Origin of the sequence: Candidatus Sysuiplasma jiujiangense (assembly GCA_019721075.1) — an archaeon.
In the GTDB taxonomy this organism is placed as follows: Archaea; Thermoplasmatota; Thermoplasmata; order Sysuiplasmatales; family Sysuiplasmataceae; genus Sysuiplasma; species Sysuiplasma jiujiangense.
Genome location: JAHEAD010000011.1, coordinates 51444 through 68714 on the forward strand (window position 1 = coordinate 51444; position 17271 = coordinate 68714).

At 47.2% G+C, this 17271-nt stretch carries 18 protein-coding genes and 1 tRNA gene; 10 read left to right on the plus strand and 9 right to left on the minus strand.

Annotated features, from left to right (window positions below; genetic code table 11):
* Positions 1-18: 18 nt before the first annotated feature.
* Entirely contained in the window at positions 19-1281 is a 1263-nt protein-coding gene (locus KIS29_07480) for a hypothetical protein (GenBank protein MBX8640158.1), read from the minus strand.
* A 170-nt stretch (positions 1282-1451) separates the two neighbouring features.
* On the opposite strand from KIS29_07480, the gene KIS29_07485 reads away from it, so the two are divergent.
* Complete coding sequence (locus KIS29_07485; GenBank protein MBX8640159.1) at positions 1452-1892, plus strand: ferredoxin family protein; 441 nt, start codon at positions 1452-1454, stop codon at positions 1890-1892.
* A gap of 412 nt (positions 1893-2304) precedes the next feature.
* On the opposite strand, the gene KIS29_07490 is transcribed toward KIS29_07485, so the two are convergent.
* Both KIS29_07490 and KIS29_07495 read right to left on the minus strand, forming a co-directional pair.
* The gene (locus KIS29_07490; protein MBX8640160.1) at positions 2305-2856 is read right to left on the minus strand and encodes a hypothetical protein; all 552 of its coding nucleotides are present in this window, start codon (positions 2854-2856) and stop codon (positions 2305-2307) included.
* A 486-nt stretch (positions 2857-3342) separates the two neighbouring features.
* Positions 3343-4035 carry a class I SAM-dependent methyltransferase gene (locus KIS29_07495; protein ID MBX8640161.1) on the minus strand — a complete coding sequence of 231 codons (693 nt, stop codon included), beginning with the start codon at positions 4033-4035 and terminating at the stop codon, positions 3343-3345.
* 206 nt (positions 4036-4241) lie between these two features.
* Between KIS29_07495 and KIS29_07500 the strand changes: the two genes are divergently transcribed.
* Positions 4242-4769: a CBS domain-containing protein gene (locus KIS29_07500; protein MBX8640162.1), complete on the plus strand. Its 528-nt coding sequence runs from the start codon at positions 4242-4244 to the stop codon at positions 4767-4769.
* A gap of 159 nt (positions 4770-4928) precedes the next feature.
* Here the strand turns inward: KIS29_07500 and KIS29_07505 are convergent, their stop codons facing one another.
* The gene (locus KIS29_07505) at positions 4929-5729 is read right to left on the minus strand and encodes a class I SAM-dependent methyltransferase (GenBank protein ID MBX8640163.1); all 801 of its coding nucleotides are present in this window, start codon (positions 5727-5729) and stop codon (positions 4929-4931) included.
* A gap of 458 nt (positions 5730-6187) precedes the next feature.
* On the opposite strand from KIS29_07505, the gene KIS29_07510 reads away from it, so the two are divergent.
* Together KIS29_07510 and KIS29_07515 are read left to right on the plus strand one after the other, a co-directional pair.
* On the plus strand, positions 6188-7099 hold the full coding sequence (locus KIS29_07510; protein ID MBX8640164.1) for a glycosyltransferase family 2 protein: 912 nt from the start codon (positions 6188-6190) through the stop codon (positions 7097-7099).
* Between the two features lie 327 nt (positions 7100-7426).
* Positions 7427-8458 carry a glycosyltransferase family 2 protein gene (locus tag KIS29_07515; GenBank protein MBX8640165.1) on the plus strand — a complete coding sequence of 344 codons (1032 nt, stop codon included), beginning with the start codon at positions 7427-7429 and terminating at the stop codon, positions 8456-8458.
* 28 nt (positions 8459-8486) lie between these two features.
* On the opposite strand, the gene KIS29_07520 is transcribed toward KIS29_07515, so the two are convergent.
* Both KIS29_07520 and KIS29_07525 read right to left on the minus strand, forming a co-directional pair.
* Positions 8487-9575, minus strand: a complete 1089-nt coding sequence (locus KIS29_07520; GenBank protein MBX8640166.1) for a glycosyltransferase family 2 protein — start codon at positions 9573-9575, stop codon at positions 8487-8489.
* A 243-nt stretch (positions 9576-9818) separates the two neighbouring features.
* Positions 9819-10604: an NAD-dependent epimerase/dehydratase family protein gene (locus tag KIS29_07525; protein ID MBX8640167.1), complete on the minus strand. Its 786-nt coding sequence runs from the start codon at positions 10602-10604 to the stop codon at positions 9819-9821.
* A 205-nt stretch (positions 10605-10809) separates the two neighbouring features.
* Between KIS29_07525 and KIS29_07530 the strand changes: the two genes are divergently transcribed.
* The 4 genes from KIS29_07530 (at position 10810) to KIS29_07545 (ending at position 12730) form a co-directional block, all read left to right on the plus strand.
* Positions 10810-11670 carry a glycosyltransferase family 2 protein gene (locus KIS29_07530; GenBank protein MBX8640168.1) on the plus strand — a complete coding sequence of 287 codons (861 nt, stop codon included), beginning with the start codon at positions 10810-10812 and terminating at the stop codon, positions 11668-11670.
* A 245-nt stretch (positions 11671-11915) separates the two neighbouring features.
* Positions 11916-12090 (plus strand) — tRNA-Trp (locus tag KIS29_07535).
* 73 nt (positions 12091-12163) lie between these two features.
* Complete coding sequence (locus tag KIS29_07540) at positions 12164-12406, plus strand: hypothetical protein (protein MBX8640169.1); 243 nt, start codon at positions 12164-12166, stop codon at positions 12404-12406.
* 54 nt (positions 12407-12460) lie between these two features.
* On the plus strand, positions 12461-12730 hold the full coding sequence (locus KIS29_07545; GenBank protein ID MBX8640170.1) for a hypothetical protein: 270 nt from the start codon (positions 12461-12463) through the stop codon (positions 12728-12730).
* Positions 12731-12809: 79 nt separating this feature from the next.
* On the opposite strand, the gene KIS29_07550 is transcribed toward KIS29_07545, so the two are convergent.
* A complete protein-coding gene (locus KIS29_07550; GenBank protein ID MBX8640171.1) occupies positions 12810-13490 on the minus strand; it encodes a PD40 domain-containing protein in 681 nt (226 codons plus the stop codon).
* 100 nt (positions 13491-13590) lie between these two features.
* A complete protein-coding gene (locus tag KIS29_07555) occupies positions 13591-15114 on the minus strand; it encodes a polysaccharide biosynthesis C-terminal domain-containing protein (GenBank protein MBX8640172.1) in 1524 nt (507 codons plus the stop codon).
* A 246-nt stretch (positions 15115-15360) separates the two neighbouring features.
* On the opposite strand from KIS29_07555, the gene KIS29_07560 reads away from it, so the two are divergent.
* Both KIS29_07560 and KIS29_07565 read left to right on the plus strand, forming a co-directional pair.
* Positions 15361-16011 carry a pyrrolidone-carboxylate peptidase gene (locus KIS29_07560; protein ID MBX8640173.1) on the plus strand — a complete coding sequence of 217 codons (651 nt, stop codon included), beginning with the start codon at positions 15361-15363 and terminating at the stop codon, positions 16009-16011.
* Between the two features lie 69 nt (positions 16012-16080).
* Positions 16081-16698 (plus strand): hypothetical protein, encoded by a 618-nt coding sequence (locus tag KIS29_07565; protein ID MBX8640174.1) that lies wholly within the window; start codon positions 16081-16083, stop codon positions 16696-16698.
* Between the two features lie 77 nt (positions 16699-16775).
* On the opposite strand, the gene KIS29_07570 is transcribed toward KIS29_07565, so the two are convergent.
* Positions 16776-17216, minus strand: a complete 441-nt coding sequence (locus KIS29_07570; GenBank protein MBX8640175.1) for a hypothetical protein — start codon at positions 17214-17216, stop codon at positions 16776-16778.
* Positions 17217-17271: the final 55 nt, after the last annotated feature.

Genomic DNA, 17271 nt, shown 5'->3' on the forward strand with positions numbered 1-17271 from the left:
AGCCCACGTCAGTGAATTTTATCTCATTCTGAAAAGCATGACGATGAACATGGCAAAACCTGTTGCCGAAAGAATTACAGAATAGGGTGCGGACGCCGACAGGTAATTCAACCCTGCCGCATTGAGCACATCAACTGATATCCGCCATGCGTTTCCAAGCGTGTATATCAGGATGGGGATGCTGCTCAGTCCCCTGTAAGGTGCCCTTCTTGCCAGGACCGAGACCAGAAGCGTTGGAGTGAATGACATGATACTGACCGGCAGGAAGCCAACGCCGAGGGCGTGTATGAACGCATCCCGGATCCACGGCGCATCAGTGGAATGCAATGAAACCATCGACACGTACAGAGGCGCGAAAAGCAGGCCGGCAATGAGCCATGCGCCTGCCACCGATGAAGCGTTCCTGAAGTAGAAATATCTGCTTCTGTCACGCTCATTCATGCGGTTCATGACTTCTGGCTGCACATAATAATGAAAAATTCTGATTCCGTAGAGGAAAAGCAGGGCGCTGAGGCTCCAGAGTATTGTTACCGCAGCAATAAGAGGATAATTGCCGTCCTGCGGCAGAAACATCGAGAGAGCTGTCAGTAATATCGAGATAGATGCCGCCAGGTATGAAAGCATCAGCGACCGTTTGTTCAGTTTCACAAACCTGAAATGTATAGTTCTTGTCTCAACGCCGAAAACCATCATTGCCGGAAATCCGAAAAGTGTGATTTCCAGAAATGGAAAGGAACTCCAGCCTGCCCTGTGCAGGAACACGTTGAAATAAAGTTTCATAAATCCGGCAACTATCAGTGAAATAAGCGAAAGCCAGAAGAATGGCTCTGCAACTGCAAGCGGTCCTTTTGGCTTACCAAGAACGGGTGCGAGCAGCGCGAGGGATGTTACAGAGGCCAGTATAAAGAGAATGTCGCCCGATGCCTGCAATGTTGGGTTCTGGTATATCCATAATGAGTTTGCCGCTATCAGGAGGATAATTGACAGTGCGGCAGCGCCTCTTTGACCGAGTTCCGCGTTCTTGAATCTGGGAAGAACGGCGTATGATACCCCGAGAATAAACAGCGTAAGGAAGCCAAACACTTCCATTACCGGATGGACGTAAAACAGACCGGCGGATGAATTCTGTCCGGCAAAATAATCAAATGAATACACAGAGCCAATAAATGCAGCCAGAAGAGCTAGGAATATTCCCGAAGACACGGCAGCAAAGGTCAGATAGTGCGATTTTATGATTCTTCCCCGGCTGCCGGCCGTACCTTTCTCCGCCTCAATTTTCATAACCGTGTTGATACGACAAGAAAATCACGTGCACGATAAACCTTTTGTGCCGACCTTTCAGGCTCTGCACGCAATCACCGCGTTCACCCTCTCAAGCATGGTCCCGAATATTTGGGATTAATTAATTATATACGACATGCAGAAGATATCGCTGTAAGGAGTGTTTCAGGATGGTTGAACTCGATACTCTGGACTATAAGCCCAAACCGATTGATCAGAATTTTCTGAACGACGAGCAGAATTACCCTGTAACGGGTGAGCATTTCGAGCATTCGATAAGGGCAGAAGGAATTCAGAGACTTGATGCCGAAGGCAAGCCGTATCCGACAAAACTGGGCATACATGGAACAGCCGTTGCGGTTGACTGGGAAACATGCATTGCTGATGGAGCCTGTATGGACGTCTGCCCTGTGACACTTTACGAATGGGCGCTGAATCTTGGCCAGATGGGGACAGGAAACGACAGGAAGATTGCGGACGACAAGGAACTGTGGAACAAGTACAGGACAGACAAGTGCGATCCAGTCCGCGAAAAAGACTGTGTGTACTGCATGGCCTGCGTTCCGGTTTGCCCGACAAACGCCATAAAAATCACTGAAGGCGTAATTTAGCGGCGGAGCAAAAACACAAAACTCCCTGAGTGGGCTGCCGTAGCGGAAAATAGCCAGAAGGGTTCGTGGGACAGCTTCGGCGTGAGAAATTCGGTGGCAGAACTGATTATGTTTCCCGCCAGTTTGATGAATATTGCCGATCTTCCACGAACCGGGTGCGCGGCAAGGTCTGATGAACGGATGAACATGAATGTGCGCTCCAGAAACAGCACCCGGCTGGTTTCAGCATACAGAACTTCGGATGTGGCAATGTCGAACCGGAATCCTGCGGTATATGCAGCAGCGACTGCACGGCTACCGAATGTTCCAGCATCATGCAGACTAAATTGTCTTCGCCCTCTTGTAAGCAGTTACATTTCTATTTTAATATCAGTGTGCATTTTCAACGTTGCTGCCCGCAGCTCGTCTCCGATCAGCTCGTCATTGCATCTACCTCGGACTGTATCAACGACTTCATAGTTGAGGCCGATATGTAGCTGGACACAAGCGAAGAATGCTGACTGTATATTACCGCGAAGATGTAGTCGCCCAGCTTTCCGTACGCGAAGCCCGAATGGCCGAGAATGTCGAGCACCACGATGCTCGCACCCCTGTATGTCATGTTCTGCATACTCCCGCCGGAAATCTTGAGAAGAGGGCTGAACAGCGTGGTGAGGTTGAGAAATTCTTTGTTTGAGAAACTTGTGCTCTTGAATTGTATGATGCCGAACTGCAGACTGCCCGCCGTGTTATTGAAGTACCTGCTTTCCGCCTTCACTCCGCCCGGAGGAGAGCCGGCACTGGAGGCGGGGGTGCTGATTACGCTTGATGCGGTGTAGTTGCTGTCTCCAGTGGCACTGTCCACCTGTGATGTCGATGGAAATCCTAAATGAGGCGCTGCGAACAAAGGCATAACAAAGATGAAAACGACCGCTGCCACAACTATCAGTGCGATGATGCCTCCAAGGACATGAGTGACCTTCATGGCCCGTCCTCAGTGGGTTACGGTTTATATTGCTTTCAGTCAGTTTATCACTTCCGCAGATTTGTCCCTCGGCTATTCGGCGTTATAATGGCCTGCCGCACTGACATTTCAATTCAATTTCAGTCAGTGAGACATCCGCCGGAGCTCCGCAGGATTTGGCAATCACTGCTGAAGATGCCAATATACAGATCCTGACATGCGAGACCGACGCCTTAACAAGTGCCAGTGCACAGTTAACAAGCTCGATCCTCACTGCAACCGCACAGCGAGCTGTTTTCGGATATGAATTCCTGTTTCTGCAATGGTTTATTTTTAAGTAAAAAATCCGTTGCAGCCATCGTACTGATATCTGTTAATCCAGCATCCATTCTGTTTCACCGGAAACGAATACATCCATGGCAGTGAGCATACAGAGGCTCCAGGTATCGGATGCTCACACTTCAATGAGACAGGAAAAATTGTGAGAGAATCGACAGGATGCGGCAACTACACAGAGAGTATCGCCCAGCGCAGCCCGACATCGGATCCGCATTCAATGTGTGCGAAGGTTGTAAACAGCTTACCCCATTCAGCATCTGTTATCTGACTGACGCCCTCAACTGAAATTCGCGATACCCTGATGTATGCCGATCCTCCGGGCCTGAGTATCCTACCGATTTCACGGACCACCAAATCCCTTCTGTTCGTGCAGCAGAGCACATTGTTGCAGAGCACAAAATCGACAGTTCCCGATTCAATGAAACTGAGGTCATGCGCGGCAGATGTGTGCATCCTGACTCTTTTCCTGGATGCCTCACCGAGATTTGCCAGTGTCTTTCCTGTCATTTCCGGATTCAAATCCGTTGCATAAACCATACCGCCGGTGCCCACAAGCTCCGACAAAAGTGAGGTGTAGTTGCCGTTCCCGCATCCGATATCGGCTACCGTGTAACCTTCATGGACATGCGCTCGTATGACTTTCTCTGTTTCGGATGAGATGCGACGCTGATAACCGTCAGCGCAATCGGAACAGCAGAAATAATGATCCATTCCTTCGATGCGGCTGATGAATGCATCCTTCCCTTTGAATCTGCATCCGCATCCGTCTTCGCATTCGAAATCATTCTCCGGCCTGAAGGCATTGTTCGATAAGCTGTCATCACCTGAGAACGGTTTCCTGAGCTTTTCCACATCAATCACCTGCAAGGCTCCTGATTGTTTCCGGGAGAGAAATTCAGGAACGTACTCAATTCAACTCATTGGACTATTTATATTTCGTTTTGGCAGGAGGACAGCCCAAGATTGGTCCGATGCGCAAAATCTGTCAGATATGTTATAAAGAGGAATTCGCATTTCGGGTTCTGTGACGAATGTCAGTATGACGCGTAACGGAAGCGGTGACTGAATTGAAACTGAAAGACATAATGAGTACAGAGCTGATAACAATAGAGGAAGATGAATCTGTTTTCGCAGCCGTAAAGAAGATGCTGGACAACAAGATTTTCGGGCTCGTTGTGATAAACAGCGAAGGTATTCCGAGCGGCCTGCTCAGCGAAAGGAGTCTAGTCAAGCGTTTCATTCTCAGGAACAGGAAACCCGAGGAGGTGCCGGTAAAAGCCGTGATGAGAAGGCCGGTGCCATCGGTGCCGATTTCGCTTCCTCTAAGCAAGGTTGCGGAGTATCTCGTCCAGAACGGACTGGAGAGAACGACAGTCACTGACGGCGGCAAAATAGTCGGGTATGTCACGCTGACCGACATGTCGAGGTATCTTTCAAGGCAGAAAATATGGGATGTGCTGAAGTCGCACAGGACTTCCGACTTTATTTATTTCTGCCCGAAATGCGGGACAGGACACCTTAACCCTGTTTACGGGGAACATGGTGACATAAAAGTGTTTTCATGCGACAATGTGCAATGCAATTACCAGGAATAAGCGCGCGATTCGATAGCGGACAGCAGAATACCGATTCGTCTTGACTGGACTCTGTTTCCTGTCTGAAACGGAGATGGCACAGTAGAAGGCGTCTGTTGCCCGTATACCCCCCCTGAATTTGCATAAAGGGAATCAAGTCTGAACCTCTATGCCGTCAAGTCAATTCCGTTTTAGCGACACGCCTGTCGTTGCAGATTCTATATAAGTCCTGAAATCCGGCTGCTCTTTGTGGAATTTCCGCCATGCCATGTTCCTGTCGATGTCGTCAGAAATCAGGATACCGGAGGGTTTCAGATGCCTGGAAGCCCAACGGTATTCGTTCAGCATATGCGCTTCGGCGTGCCAGGAATCGTGTATGAATATGTCCGGTGTTTCGTTTATTTCCTCAAGCATTTTAATTGAATCTCCAGTGATTACCTTCCAGTTGTCCCTCAATTCATACGGGACAAGCCAGCCTGGAGCGAGCTTCGAACCGCAAACATCCACTTCATCAGCGATTTCGACACTTATCAGCTTACCGCCGGAATTAAGCCTCAGCGCCTCGAGTATAATCCGTGCGGAATAACCATGTGCGATTCCTGTCTCCACAATCAGGTGAGGTTTGAATTTACGTACGAGCATGAATGTAATGCCGTGTGTTCCCTGCAAATTCCACAGATCCGGCACCCATTTCCTGCATTTTTCTTCAAGTTTGGAATATATCTCCACACCTACGGAGTGCAGAGCTGAAAGGTCGTCCCTTGAATAACACTCTTTCCGGTGGGACCAGTAATAATAGCTTATCATCATCCAGGCTGCGCCGATTGGCAGCGATTCGAAGTGCGAACCGTCCTTGAAACAAATGTCCAATTCGCTAAAGCCGTCTTCTGAAAACTTGCTGAGACTCCGGATTGTTCTGAGCGGATTTCTCACAGACGATAGTACATATCTGGATTTTTTGAAATTTGCCCGGACGGTCATTTTCGAAGGGATGTGGCGGATTATATTTATAAATTAAGTTGGCGGTGATTGAATTCATATGCGACAAAATAACTTATCCGGATGCTTTGTTAGGAACAGCATTGAACGCTCCCTTCCGCTGATTTACGTAATCTGCCCTGCATATTGTTGTTTTTGAGTTCAAGCCGATAGGCATATCCAAATAGCAGATTGACAACAAATGCTATTTTGGCAGCCATGCTATACCAGTCACTGAAGTGCATGTAGAATGCAGCGAGATAAGACATTCTCAACGGACAGCACCACATCTATACCATGTAACAAACAAATGCCCGGTATCGCTATGCCAACCCGCTAAAAGCAGTAGCACAATTAATATAAGATTCACAATTTCCCCATTCAGGATGAATACCAAGCGGTCTGAGTTTACTCCCTTTATTACAGTAATAATCACTGCGTATAACCGAATGGAATTTGTCATGCGGGCGATTGAGTCCGTATCTGAACAGACCTTAAGCAGAGATTTTTTTGAAATTCTTGTGGCAAGAAACTTCAGCGACGATGAGATCGACAGATTCGCAGTCAACAATGGAGCCAGGCTGATCGGTCTTCCTCAATGCTCAATCGGAGAAATGATGCAGCTTGGCTTAAATGATGCAAGGGGTTCTCTGATATGCTTTCTTGATGATGATGATTTGTTTTCGAAGGATAAATTGAAACGTGTTTACGATACATTTTCTAAATTCCCTGATGTCGGATTCTACAAGCATCAGTTCGAATATATAGACACCGCCGGGAACAGGCTGCACAGGCTCACGGAAGAGAGACATATCTCAAACTTCAAAGGAGCTGAATATTTTTTGATCCGCGATTCAGAAAAACTTTCGAAAATCTCTCAATATTCATTGATCGGCCCTGACATGAACATCAGTACCATGTGCATAAGAAAGGATGTCTTATCGAGCGTCAGAAACTATCTGGAAAGTGTGACCTTTCTTTCCGATACTTTTTTGCTGGCGGCATCTTTGATATCACCCTATTCACTTTTTTTTGACAGTGCTTCATTGTCTAGCTATCGTGTCCACAGTAAAAGCACATCGAGACAGAGAAGGCCTTATCACTCCAATCCTGATATGGAAATGATATTGGAGATGATGGCGTCCCGGGGAAAAAGTGAGTTTGCATTCTTCTACAGGCAAAAGGAAGCTGTTGGAAAAATAATCGCGCTGATTGAAATGCAGAAAAGCAACAGAGTTGAAATGATTAAATTGCTGTTCAATTTTCTTTCCAGCAAGACTTTGCATGATCCAAAATCTGAGCTGTGGGCAGCAAAATTAGCGATCCTTTATCTGTTCAGTCCGAAAGCAGCTCTTCGGATCAAGAACAGATGACAGTGAGAACCGGATGCCGAACATCATGAATACCTTCTAGTGGCCTGGCATATTACCCTGACATCCAGCACCTGTAAAAGTGGTTTGACATTGTGTGTTACCCTTTAATTATATGAACACAAGCTATCCCTTTTTCGGGAATCAAATGCAGTTCTTGCATTCGGCCAGTACCCGCTTCGGCAAGTTGTTCTTTAGCAGTCATAATGACGATAATGGAAGCCGAAGGGGAAACGGCATTCCGACTGGTGCATCCTTAATAAGCAGGTAAATGATTTGAAATGGAAATATCTGAAACAGTGAACCCGCAGTAAAGAAGAGGAGACCGCTTTGATTTCCGTTATCATAACCGCATACAATAGAGAACGTTTCTTGCTTTCAGCCGTAAAATCAGTTTTGAACCAGAGTACGGACAGAAGTAAATATGAAATAATCGTCGTCAAAAATTTTTCGAACAAGGAAATCGACAGCTTTCTGGCAGCAAATAACGTGATACAAGGACTTACAGGCGACGTCTCAATAGGGGAGCAGCTATTAACCGGTCTCAACCTGTCAAAGGGAAGTATAATAAGTTTCCTGGATGACGACGATGTCTTTTCAAAAGACAAGCTGTTGTATATAGAAAGGTACTTTGATGAAGATCCTGAAATCGTCTACTGCCATAACAGCTACTATTCAATAGACGATGATTCGAATGCGTTGAGTATGGAGTTGAGTTCTCAGGTCAGGGAAGGATTGTACCTTAAGGTTAGTTCAGACGGGAGGATAGAACTAAAACCTCGGCCTCAGGTAAGGCTGAAAGAATACGAGTTGCTCTTCAATCTAAGCTGCGTATCTGTGAGGCGTGAGATAATGGAAGACGTGAAAGCGTTTCTGCCGCAACTGATTGACGGCACGGATCATTTTGCTTATTATGCGGGCCTGAGATCTCAGGGGAAAATGTTTTTCAGCGAGAAAAAACTGACCGGTTACAGAATTCACAGAAGCACATCAAACATGTTTTCTTCAGGGGAATCGCTTGACACGATAAGGGAACTGACAGGCACACTCTTCGGAAACCCCAACCATTACTCACGGCTGATACTGCGAATGGTCAGGGGAACAGTGCTGGAAAGCAGAATCCGTTGCAAGTTACTGGAAGAAAAGATGGTGATCCGCTCTCAGCAGAGAGATGATGCGCCAAAGGCGACAATAGAAGATGCTTTTCGCTATGTTTTATGTGGAAGTCGGGAATTCGGCCGGTTTTCGGCGTACGATGCTGGCAAAAGACTTGTTTTTTCAATGCTGGTCTTCCTGACTGGTAAATACTCAGGCTATTTGTACAACTTTTACAGAAGAGCATCAAGGCTGAAGAGAATTTAGAGTGTGAAGGTGTTCAAAATAACACAACTCATGAACCTGAGTGCCTGGGGCTGTTTGCTTTTAGGTGTTGAAACTGGAGGTAATAGAGAAACCTGATCTGCCGGGGAAAAAACAGATAAGCGAGTGACGATAGAGTAAAACTTGCGGCGTTAAACAATTTATCCGGACGCGCCTCATGCGAAATCAGGTACCTGACTGTTTCTGCCAAATTCTCAGTGACCTCCTTCTTTCTGGGATTTCTGTCGAATATATATCCCCACTGGCGGTACCTGAGCATATCCCAGAGTGCGGCTCCCCTCAAGTCTCGACATTTCATTATAGATGATATCAGCCTGAAGTCAGTTGACCTTTTCAGAAAAAATTTGCTCCTCTCATACATAAAAAAATGGTAGCCTGCATCCGCTGTTTTGCTTAAACTTCCGGAATGGATGGTAACGAATGTCAATTTCCTCTTCTCAAGTATGACAGAATGCATGGAGTCGACTGCACAGAAAATAATGAACCAGTCAGGTGTGTTATTATTCATTGACAACTCTGTAAGATACGGGAGCAGTAAATTCCTGCGAACGGCAATCGAGCTTGAGTTGGCATCTGCCATCAGAACATTGATATGCTCATACACTCTGCTGTGCAGTTCGGTTGTACTTTCGAAAGTGCTTACTCCAGAGGAGTATCCTGAGTCGCCTGAAACCTTGCTGTTTTCCTCATACACAAAATAATGCCCATTCAGATACAATCCCGCATCGGGATGTTTTTCGAAGGCTACGTATATCTTTTCCAATCGCTCCTTGTCATAGTAATCGTCATCCTCAAGAAAGGTGACCACAGTTCCTCTTGCAACTTTAATTCCTTCAGAAAATTTCATGCCCACATTCTGAAATTCTTCGTCACCAAGAATAATACTGAAGAGTTTTGATTCCTTTGCCATCTCTTCAATTTCCTGATCTGCATAGTCCTTTACCACAATAATTTCGAACAAATGCCTGCTGAGTGTCTGAAAATTGAGAGATTTTATCGCGTTCAGGAGAAATTCCTTCCGGGTATGATAGGATACAACAATCACTGAGATAACTGGTTGTTCATTATTGCCATAGCGCATTTTTAGCGACCTCATCATATTGATACGGTCATTTGCCAATCGCGGAAATCATATTTATCAAAATCCTCTCCGCAATGTGTCAGTTCAGGCATCAGTTTTCTTAAAACAGCCGGTTCTTAATAAAAGGAACAGCATAAGCGCCGCTTAGCCAGGGCCCGTGCCCGCTAAATGTCCTGTTTGCTGTCACCCTACAAACGCCTCTAATTTATGTGAATACGCTACACCCCAAAGTTATACCATCCGACTGCAAAGCAAACCAATTCATCTACCGTGTGCGTTCTGCTCGTTCTTAATGAAATCTATTACAAGTCTGATGCCCTGCTTAATGTCTATGAATTCAGTCAATGCCGGATTCTTTGCAACCAGCTTCCTGGCTGTCTCTATAACATCCGGCTGCAGCTGTATCTCCAGGCTGCCATCACCAACTTCTTCGCGAATCAGTTCCGCAAGCTCAAGAATGCTTGTCCCCACGCCAGTTCCAACTTCATAGCTACCAGGTTTGAACCTGCCTGCAACAGAAGAAGAAAGGAACTTTACAACATCCGTCACGTAAACAAAATCTCTTACGTCCTGGCCATCGCCAAGCACGACTATTGGTCCGCCCTGCAGCGCCATTTTCGAAAACAGGTACACTCCGCCCTTACGGCTTCCGGAGCCATAAATATTGAAAAATGTAAGATCGAAGGCTTTCAATGAATACAGCTTGCGGTAGAGATTAATCCATTCGACTGACTGTTTCTTCGAAAGAGAATAGGGATTTGAAGGATTTGAAGCTGAACCCGAAGACGGGAACATGAAAACAGAATCCCATTTCCTGGAAAGCTCGAGGAATTTCAGCGTAAGCGAAAGATCGTCCTCGAAATATTCGTGCGGCCTTTCCACAGATTTACGTATGAGGCCCCGGGCAGCAAGATGTATGACGTAATCGAAAGGCTCTTCCGGAAGTTTGTCACCAATATCATAGCCTGCAACTGTGTAGGATTTAGAGAGTTCAGTGAAGAGGTGCGAACCTATGAAGCCTTTGTGGCCTGTTATCAATACCTTCAAACTATCGATCACTTGCAATTCAAGCCCTCTAAAATAACTTTGCACCGCATCTGCGTTTCGTCTGAATCCAAGGAGCCGCCGAAAATGAGTTTGGGTTCACCTCTGCTGACTCGACCTGTAGCCTCGTTGAATCGTCTTCGCCTGAATCTCGCTTTGAAAGGCAATCGATACCAATATAGCAAATGTGTGAATTGCCTGATCTCCGTTGGCGGAAGAAGAAAACGCAAATACCGGGCGCAAAATGACGATCGGCGTAGACATAGCAGTGCTGAATGATCCGAAGCTCTTTGACACGTTGAACTCAATGCGTGAACAGTCGTTGAAACCTGAACTCGTTCTGATTGCTGACGGAGGCTCTCCCTCAGAATATATCGAAAAGATAAGAAATGATTTTTCCGATCTTCCATTGAACATTGCAATACTTCCCGGTTCGCACATAACGACCAAGAACGCCTCCATCGATCACATTACAACAGACATTGTTGCGTTCCTTGATTCGGACGAGGTTGCTCCGCGGGAATGGCTAGCAACAATCTCAAAGCCGATCGTTGAGGGAAAGGCAGACTTTACCGGCGGACCGACCAGACCTCCAGGGGAACCCAGGAACAGCATAGAACGCTATTACAATGAACTCGAGAGAAGGATATACGAAGGAGACGTTGAACAGGACGTTGTCTACATGCCGCTTGGAAATACGGCATGGAAAACTTCTCTCCTGAAACACCTCAGGTTTGACCGGCGGATTGTTTTCAGGGGAGGTGCGCCGGACTATGACCTGGAAATGCGGGCGGTTGATGCAGGATACAGGGGATTATTCGTCAGAGATGCATGGGTATATCACAACAAGGGCACCGTGAAGGGTTACCGAGCACTCGTGAAGCACAGGTACAGGTATCTGGTGGGAGCAGCCGTTGTGATGATCAAGAACGGGAGGTTGAGGAAGAGGGCGGGTGAAAAGCGAACAATGATAAAGATGCCTTTCGCCTATGTGGAGGAACTGATGAAACCGATTGCACTTGTTCATGCGTTTATTTACTGGGAATTTGTTGTGAAGAGGAAGGAATAGAATGTGAAGGAGCCACAGAGTGTTTTATTGCGATGTGGAATATCACCTTCAGACCAAGCAACAATTTATAAACATTGAGAGTTTCGTCAGCAACCACACTCAGGGTTACTGCATGAAGAGAAGTTCACGCGTATGGAAGAAGCGAGGCAAGATGCGCTGGAAGTGGCGAAAGAAGAGGATGAGGAGAAGGAAGAGAGCCCAGAAGATGAGGAAACGATAAACACCTTAGTTCAATTTCATTACCAGGGGGTTTGGGGTAGTCCGGTATCCTTGCGGGCTCCAGTGAAGTCAAACACCTGATACCTCCTGGCAGCGGATGAATTGTTCCTTTAACTGACGGAAGGATGATGAAATACTGGAGCGATGAGCTGCCTGAAGTGGAGGTACCCGCTGATGTGGGTTCAAATCCCACAACCCCCATGCAGAAAGAAGTATCTACCCTTCATCATATAATCTGCCGCATTCTGGAAATAGAAACCATTGCAGGAATAAAATGAAGATCGAATGGAAACTTAATGAACTTCAAATGCTTAAAAAAGCCGGAATATGCCATTCGTTCTTCATGGACGCACTTTCCAGAACATATAGAAAGAACAAATACCGAGAATGGAATGCTCTGGGTATCCGGGAAGCGGAAATACTCGGAATCATGTTCTGCGACGAAACGCCTCCGCAGTCTCTCTTCGAAATTTTTTTTGTGGCGATATGCGGCTACGAAGATTTTTTACCCGATTAAGGGCGATGTCGTTCTAGATATCGGTGCGGGTTAGGGCGATTCCGCGCTCTGGTGGTGGAAGAAATTTGGTGCCGCGATCTATTTTTTGAAGCTCTCCCCCTTATTTATAAGATACTCTCTGAAAATACAAAATTGAACAATGCCAGTGTTGATGCGTTCAACCTATCCATAGGCGAAGAGAATCTTGCAAGCGGCCATATGCCCGCTTCAGGAAATATACTTCAGATGGCGTATTCGTCTCAGGGAGAAAACAATATTTTGACGACAAAAGTTGATTCTTTGAATTTTCCCGGGCCTGAAATTATCAAAATCGACGTGGAATGATTTGAACTCAAAGTATCATGTGGTGCGGAGAGGACATTAGAAACTCACATGCCGAAAATAATCATTGAAACACTCAATCTTAGACAACAAGAACACTGCCACCATCGGTCCAACCAATAGCCTCGACAATGCCCTCTTCCACGTGACGGAGTATTTCAAAGGCCTTTGACCTTTTGGTGTCATAGATGAAGCTGTGCATATCGGTATTGCTGTTGATCTGGATTGCTGTGAGACGGACACCGCTCTTATCCCATAAAGGGTAAGACCATACCACGCCTTCCTCAAGCGGTCTCTTTTCTTTTCCGTTCCTGATGTTCCTTATAACAAGATCAAAGTCCTTGTTTGAGCGGCCGTTGTCGCAGTATGCCATCAGATTTCCCTGCGGATGTATCGAGCCTTTGTTGAGTTCGTGCCTCACCGATTCGTCGGAAGTAATGGGAACGGGTTCCCCTCCGGAGCTTGCTATGCTGTAGAGCTGGAACTGTTCATTTCCATCTCTGTCGGCCATAAAATATATCAGTTTCCCGTCAGGCGAAGCGGCAAATTCCCTGACTGTTCTGTCGTGGAATGCGGTGAGCATCCTCTGATAGCCCGGAACAGCATTTCCGGAATATGACTGTGCCCAGATGTTGAACTGCCCGTTTATGTCTGCGGTGTAAACAACGGAATTATCCCCAACCACATCCACGGCGCCATAGCGGAAATATTGGGTGAAACGGTCATATGATAGATGGGGGACAGGCTTCTTTCTCTTTGTCATAGCGACAAAAAGCAGGGAAGGCATTAAGTAATTTTCGAGCTGTCCCGAATTGGCGATTCCGGAGGGGACGGTCGACGTTTCCCGGCCCGCTGCGCCGAAATCATAGAGCCATTATCAGTTTGCGGATCCTTCTGAATCTGCCTGGAACAAAGGAGGACAGGAATTTCCTGTCCTCTTCGGAAAGAGCCGAAGTCAAGTGCAGTAGGGCAATGAATGACAGTATTCCCGCAATAATATAAACAGGCAGGAACAGGAGGCGGAAGTGCAGCAGCAGTTCGATACCGTAGACAATCAGTGCCATTGACACAGCAGAGAACCAAAGTCTCGGCAGAAATCTTCTGTCGAGCCTGACAAGGCGCGCGTTTCTTGCAAAAACAAGTATTACGAGCGTACTGAAAACGGTAGTCGATGAATATGCGATTGCCGCGCCTACAAGTGACAGGGAAGGTATAAGAGTGAATGAGAGGACAATGTTGGAGAGCAGTGCGACAGCGGTTGCCAGGATGAAGACAAAGGTTCTTCGCGTTCCCTGCATCGCATTGCCAAGCGGGCCGCCGAAAACAAATAATGCGTTGACTACAAGTATGATTGACAGGGGAAAGGCACCTGCGAGATAACCCGTGCCGGCAAACAGCGTTATCACGGGAACAGATATTGCGGCCATGCCGAGCGCCGCAGGTACATAGAGGATGGAGGCGGCGTTCGTGGCAATCCTCACCCCTTCCCTGATCATCTCGCTATCCCTCTTTGCATGAAATTCAGAAAATTTCGAGAATATCACGCTGCCTATCGGGGAGCTTAATATCGATGTACCAGAAGATATCAGCAGCGCGAGATTGTACACGCCAATGGAGCTGAGGTCCTTCAGCAGTGCAACAGTGAGCCTGTCGAAATAGACCGCGCCGTAGCTCAGGATGCCGGTAACGTACAGCGGCAGGGAATAGGTTATGACGGGTTTCATCCCTTCCTCCGGCACGGCTGCAGAAACGGATTCAGTTCTTATCCTGCGTCTCAAATCGAAGTAGTACAGAAGCGCCCCAACGAAATAGCCTACACCCCATCCGATCGGTATCGAGTATACCAGGTGAGTAGCATCGAGAACAGCGATAGAGGTTCCGTAGACCGTCATAACGTAAGTCATGCCGATTATGCCTGCCATTCTGAAATTCTGCAGTCCGAGCATTATGCTGTTCAGAAATGAAATCATGATTGAGGATGGTATGTCCAGAGCCAAAAGATAAACAAGTGGAAGATAGGAATACGAGTGGAAGAAGAGGAAGGTGATTGGCCTCGCCAGTATGAATAACGCCAGCACCGACAGGGCTGAAAGTAAGAGTCCAGCCCTGACAGCCCTGCGGAATAGTGTCCTGATATTGCTCATGGTGCCGGAGCCAATCTCATATGAAGTGAAGTGCTGCCAGCCGTACTGAAGGCCGAACGAAAATAACATCGGGAACAGGGAGAGGATTGCTATGAGGAGAGCAACTGAACCGACGATGCTCGAAGGGAAAACATGTATCACATAAATGTAGAATGCGGCACCGGCCAGCGTCAGTGTTGCAAAGTATGCATACTGATAAAGTATGCCTCTGCTCAACGGCTCGATATCCCTGATCTCGGTCACTGAACCAACTTCGCCGCTGTTAATGAATTGCCATTCGGAACATATCGACGAAACACAGAACCTGTGCCTTCTGACAAATCGCAACTTCCCATATGATTGCCTTTCCCGGATTAGGAAGATTGTGAAGGTACTTAATTTAATTGCGAAACCCTGTGGCTGTACAGCGCAAAAGCGATTTACCACCTGTGTTTCAAACATTGCCTTTTACCATCAATGCTAAAATAACAGCGTCGCACATATGCGGTCATGGGCAAAAAGACAGCCGTGATCTTCGGCTTCGAACCGTTTGACGTTTACAGGGAAAACCCCTCAAAGACGATCGCGATGAAACTGGATGGCCTGACGATAGGAGGAGCAAAAGTGAGTGGCCATGTCCTTCCCGTGGACCATGCCATGGTGGAAGACGAGATAATTGCAGAGTTCGACAGGCACAGCCCCTCGCTTGCCCTGGGTCTCGGTCTGGCGGCCGGCAGGTCAAAATTGAGCGTTGAGAAGGTGGCCATCAACTACATGCCTGTCAGGTCCGGAGGCAGAAACAGAAAATTGAATGGTGCGGCAAGAATAGATGACGGAGCGCCGGACGGTATATTTGCAAACATAAATCCGGAGAGGATAGTCGAAGTACTCAACGGAAGAGGCATACCTGCGTCTCTAAGTCTCTCGGCAGGTTCATTTTTGTGTAATCATGCAATGTTCATCATCGTCAGGGAGGCGGTAAAGAGAGGGATGGCCGGCGGTTTCATACATCTTCCCTGCGACGAATCGCTTGCTACGGCACTTAAGACAGACAATTGCCCCTCTATGAGCATCAGCACAATGGAGAGGGGCATAAGAATATCAGTGGAGTGCGTGCTTAAGGACTGGCACAAGGCAGAGTCTGAGGCATTTGCCCAATAGAGTGCCGAAGAACGCATCCCTGCAGTCCAAAAAAACGATCTTTATATCAAATGTGACAGATGTAGCGTTATGGCAAAGGTTGTCTGCCCGAACTGCGGGTACAAAAACAAAAGCGGGACGACAGTCTGCTACAAATGCGGCTACTATCTTGCCGACAACCAGTTCACAACACAGAAGAGCCCGGTATATACGGCACCCCCGACCGCGCAAATGCCGGCCATGAGCCAGATGCCGGCACAGAACAGCTACAATACAGGCAGCGGAACATCCAGGGTCATTGTAATACACACAAGGCACGGTATGGTCCAGTGGCTGCCAAGCATAGTTTCATTCATACCGCTGGTCATATTCATCGTTCTGGGCTTCCTGATTGTGCTACCCACATATTCATACATTATTTTCATAGCCGCAATACTTGTTCTTTCGCCCCTAACAAGAAGGCTGACAGGCAGCATACAGTTCTATTCGCGGAGTTTCAGGGTTACGGACAACGGCAAGTTCGAAGTATTCAACTACAGCGACATTGAAGGGGTGAAGGTCGATCTCAAAAATCCGGCTTCACGCACCTTAACGTTGCTCTTCAGGAACGGCCAGAACCCGGTCACCATGGATTTCGATTCCAACAACACCTTCAGGATGACGCTCGTTCAGCTCAACAGAAGAAGAATTCCGCTGAGCCAGAACTGATCGCGCTGCACATAGTGACCTAAAACATCGGTTGCAGGCTTTATTGCTTCATTACCGGCACTGCATGCAGTGCAGACTCACCGTTCCAGACCCGCGTCCTTTTCAAACTCCTTCAGATGGCCCTCGAGATCTTCCCTGAATCCCCTTTCAATTCTGCCTCGTACAAACGGCAGGGAAAATATCAGTTTCCATATACCAACCGGTGAAAGATCTGTCTCGGAGACTGCCTCGACAAATTCAGTGTTCTGAGTGAATGTGTATACACCGTGTGTCTTCCATATCCTGCTCTCGCCTCTGAATTCTATGACGGAAGGTGGTTTGAGCGTGACGGCAATCCTGTCGACAAATTTCAGAGGCTTTGAAAAATAATCCTCCATCAGAATGGCCGAACCGTCACGTGAAATGATCTTCCTGGTCACTGAGGCGAAACCGCCTTCGTCTACAATGCCATCCGTGTAATCCGACCACCATCTGAACAGTTCCGATACGCTTCCTCTTGCCCTCGCGTTCGCAGTCACATGCACACACGGAAAAACGATGCTGTGGTATAAATTACGGTGCCTTGAAGAGACG

Bases quoted from the DNA above. Each gene is read 5' to 3' on its own strand.
- KIS29_07510 (MBX8640164.1), top strand. From the start codon at position 6,188: ATGCGGGCGATTGAGTCCGTATCTGAACAGACCTTAAGCAGAGATTTT.
- KIS29_07485 (MBX8640159.1), top strand. From the start codon at position 1,452: ATGGTTGAACTCGATACTCTGGACTATAAGCCCAAACCGATTGATCAG.
- KIS29_07505 (MBX8640163.1), bottom strand. From the start codon at position 5,729: ATGACCGTCCGGGCAAATTTCAAAAAATCCAGATATGTACTATCGTCT.
- KIS29_07520 (MBX8640166.1), bottom strand. From the start codon at position 9,575: ATGATGAGGTCGCTAAAAATGCGCTATGGCAATAATGAACAACCAGTT.
- KIS29_07560 (MBX8640173.1), top strand. From the start codon at position 15,361: ATGGGCAAAAAGACAGCCGTGATCTTCGGCTTCGAACCGTTTGACGTT.
- KIS29_07565 (MBX8640174.1), top strand. From the start codon at position 16,081: ATGGCAAAGGTTGTCTGCCCGAACTGCGGGTACAAAAACAAAAGCGGG.
- KIS29_07490 (MBX8640160.1), bottom strand. From the start codon at position 2,856: ATGAAGGTCACTCATGTCCTTGGAGGCATCATCGCACTGATAGTTGTG.
- KIS29_07480 (MBX8640158.1), bottom strand. From the start codon at position 1,281: ATGAAAATTGAGGCGGAGAAAGGTACGGCCGGCAGCCGGGGAAGAATC.
- KIS29_07540 (MBX8640169.1), top strand. From the start codon at position 12,164: ATGAAGATCGAATGGAAACTTAATGAACTTCAAATGCTTAAAAAAGCC.
- KIS29_07550 (MBX8640171.1), bottom strand. From the start codon at position 13,490: ATGACAAAGAGAAAGAAGCCTGTCCCCCATCTATCATATGACCGTTTC.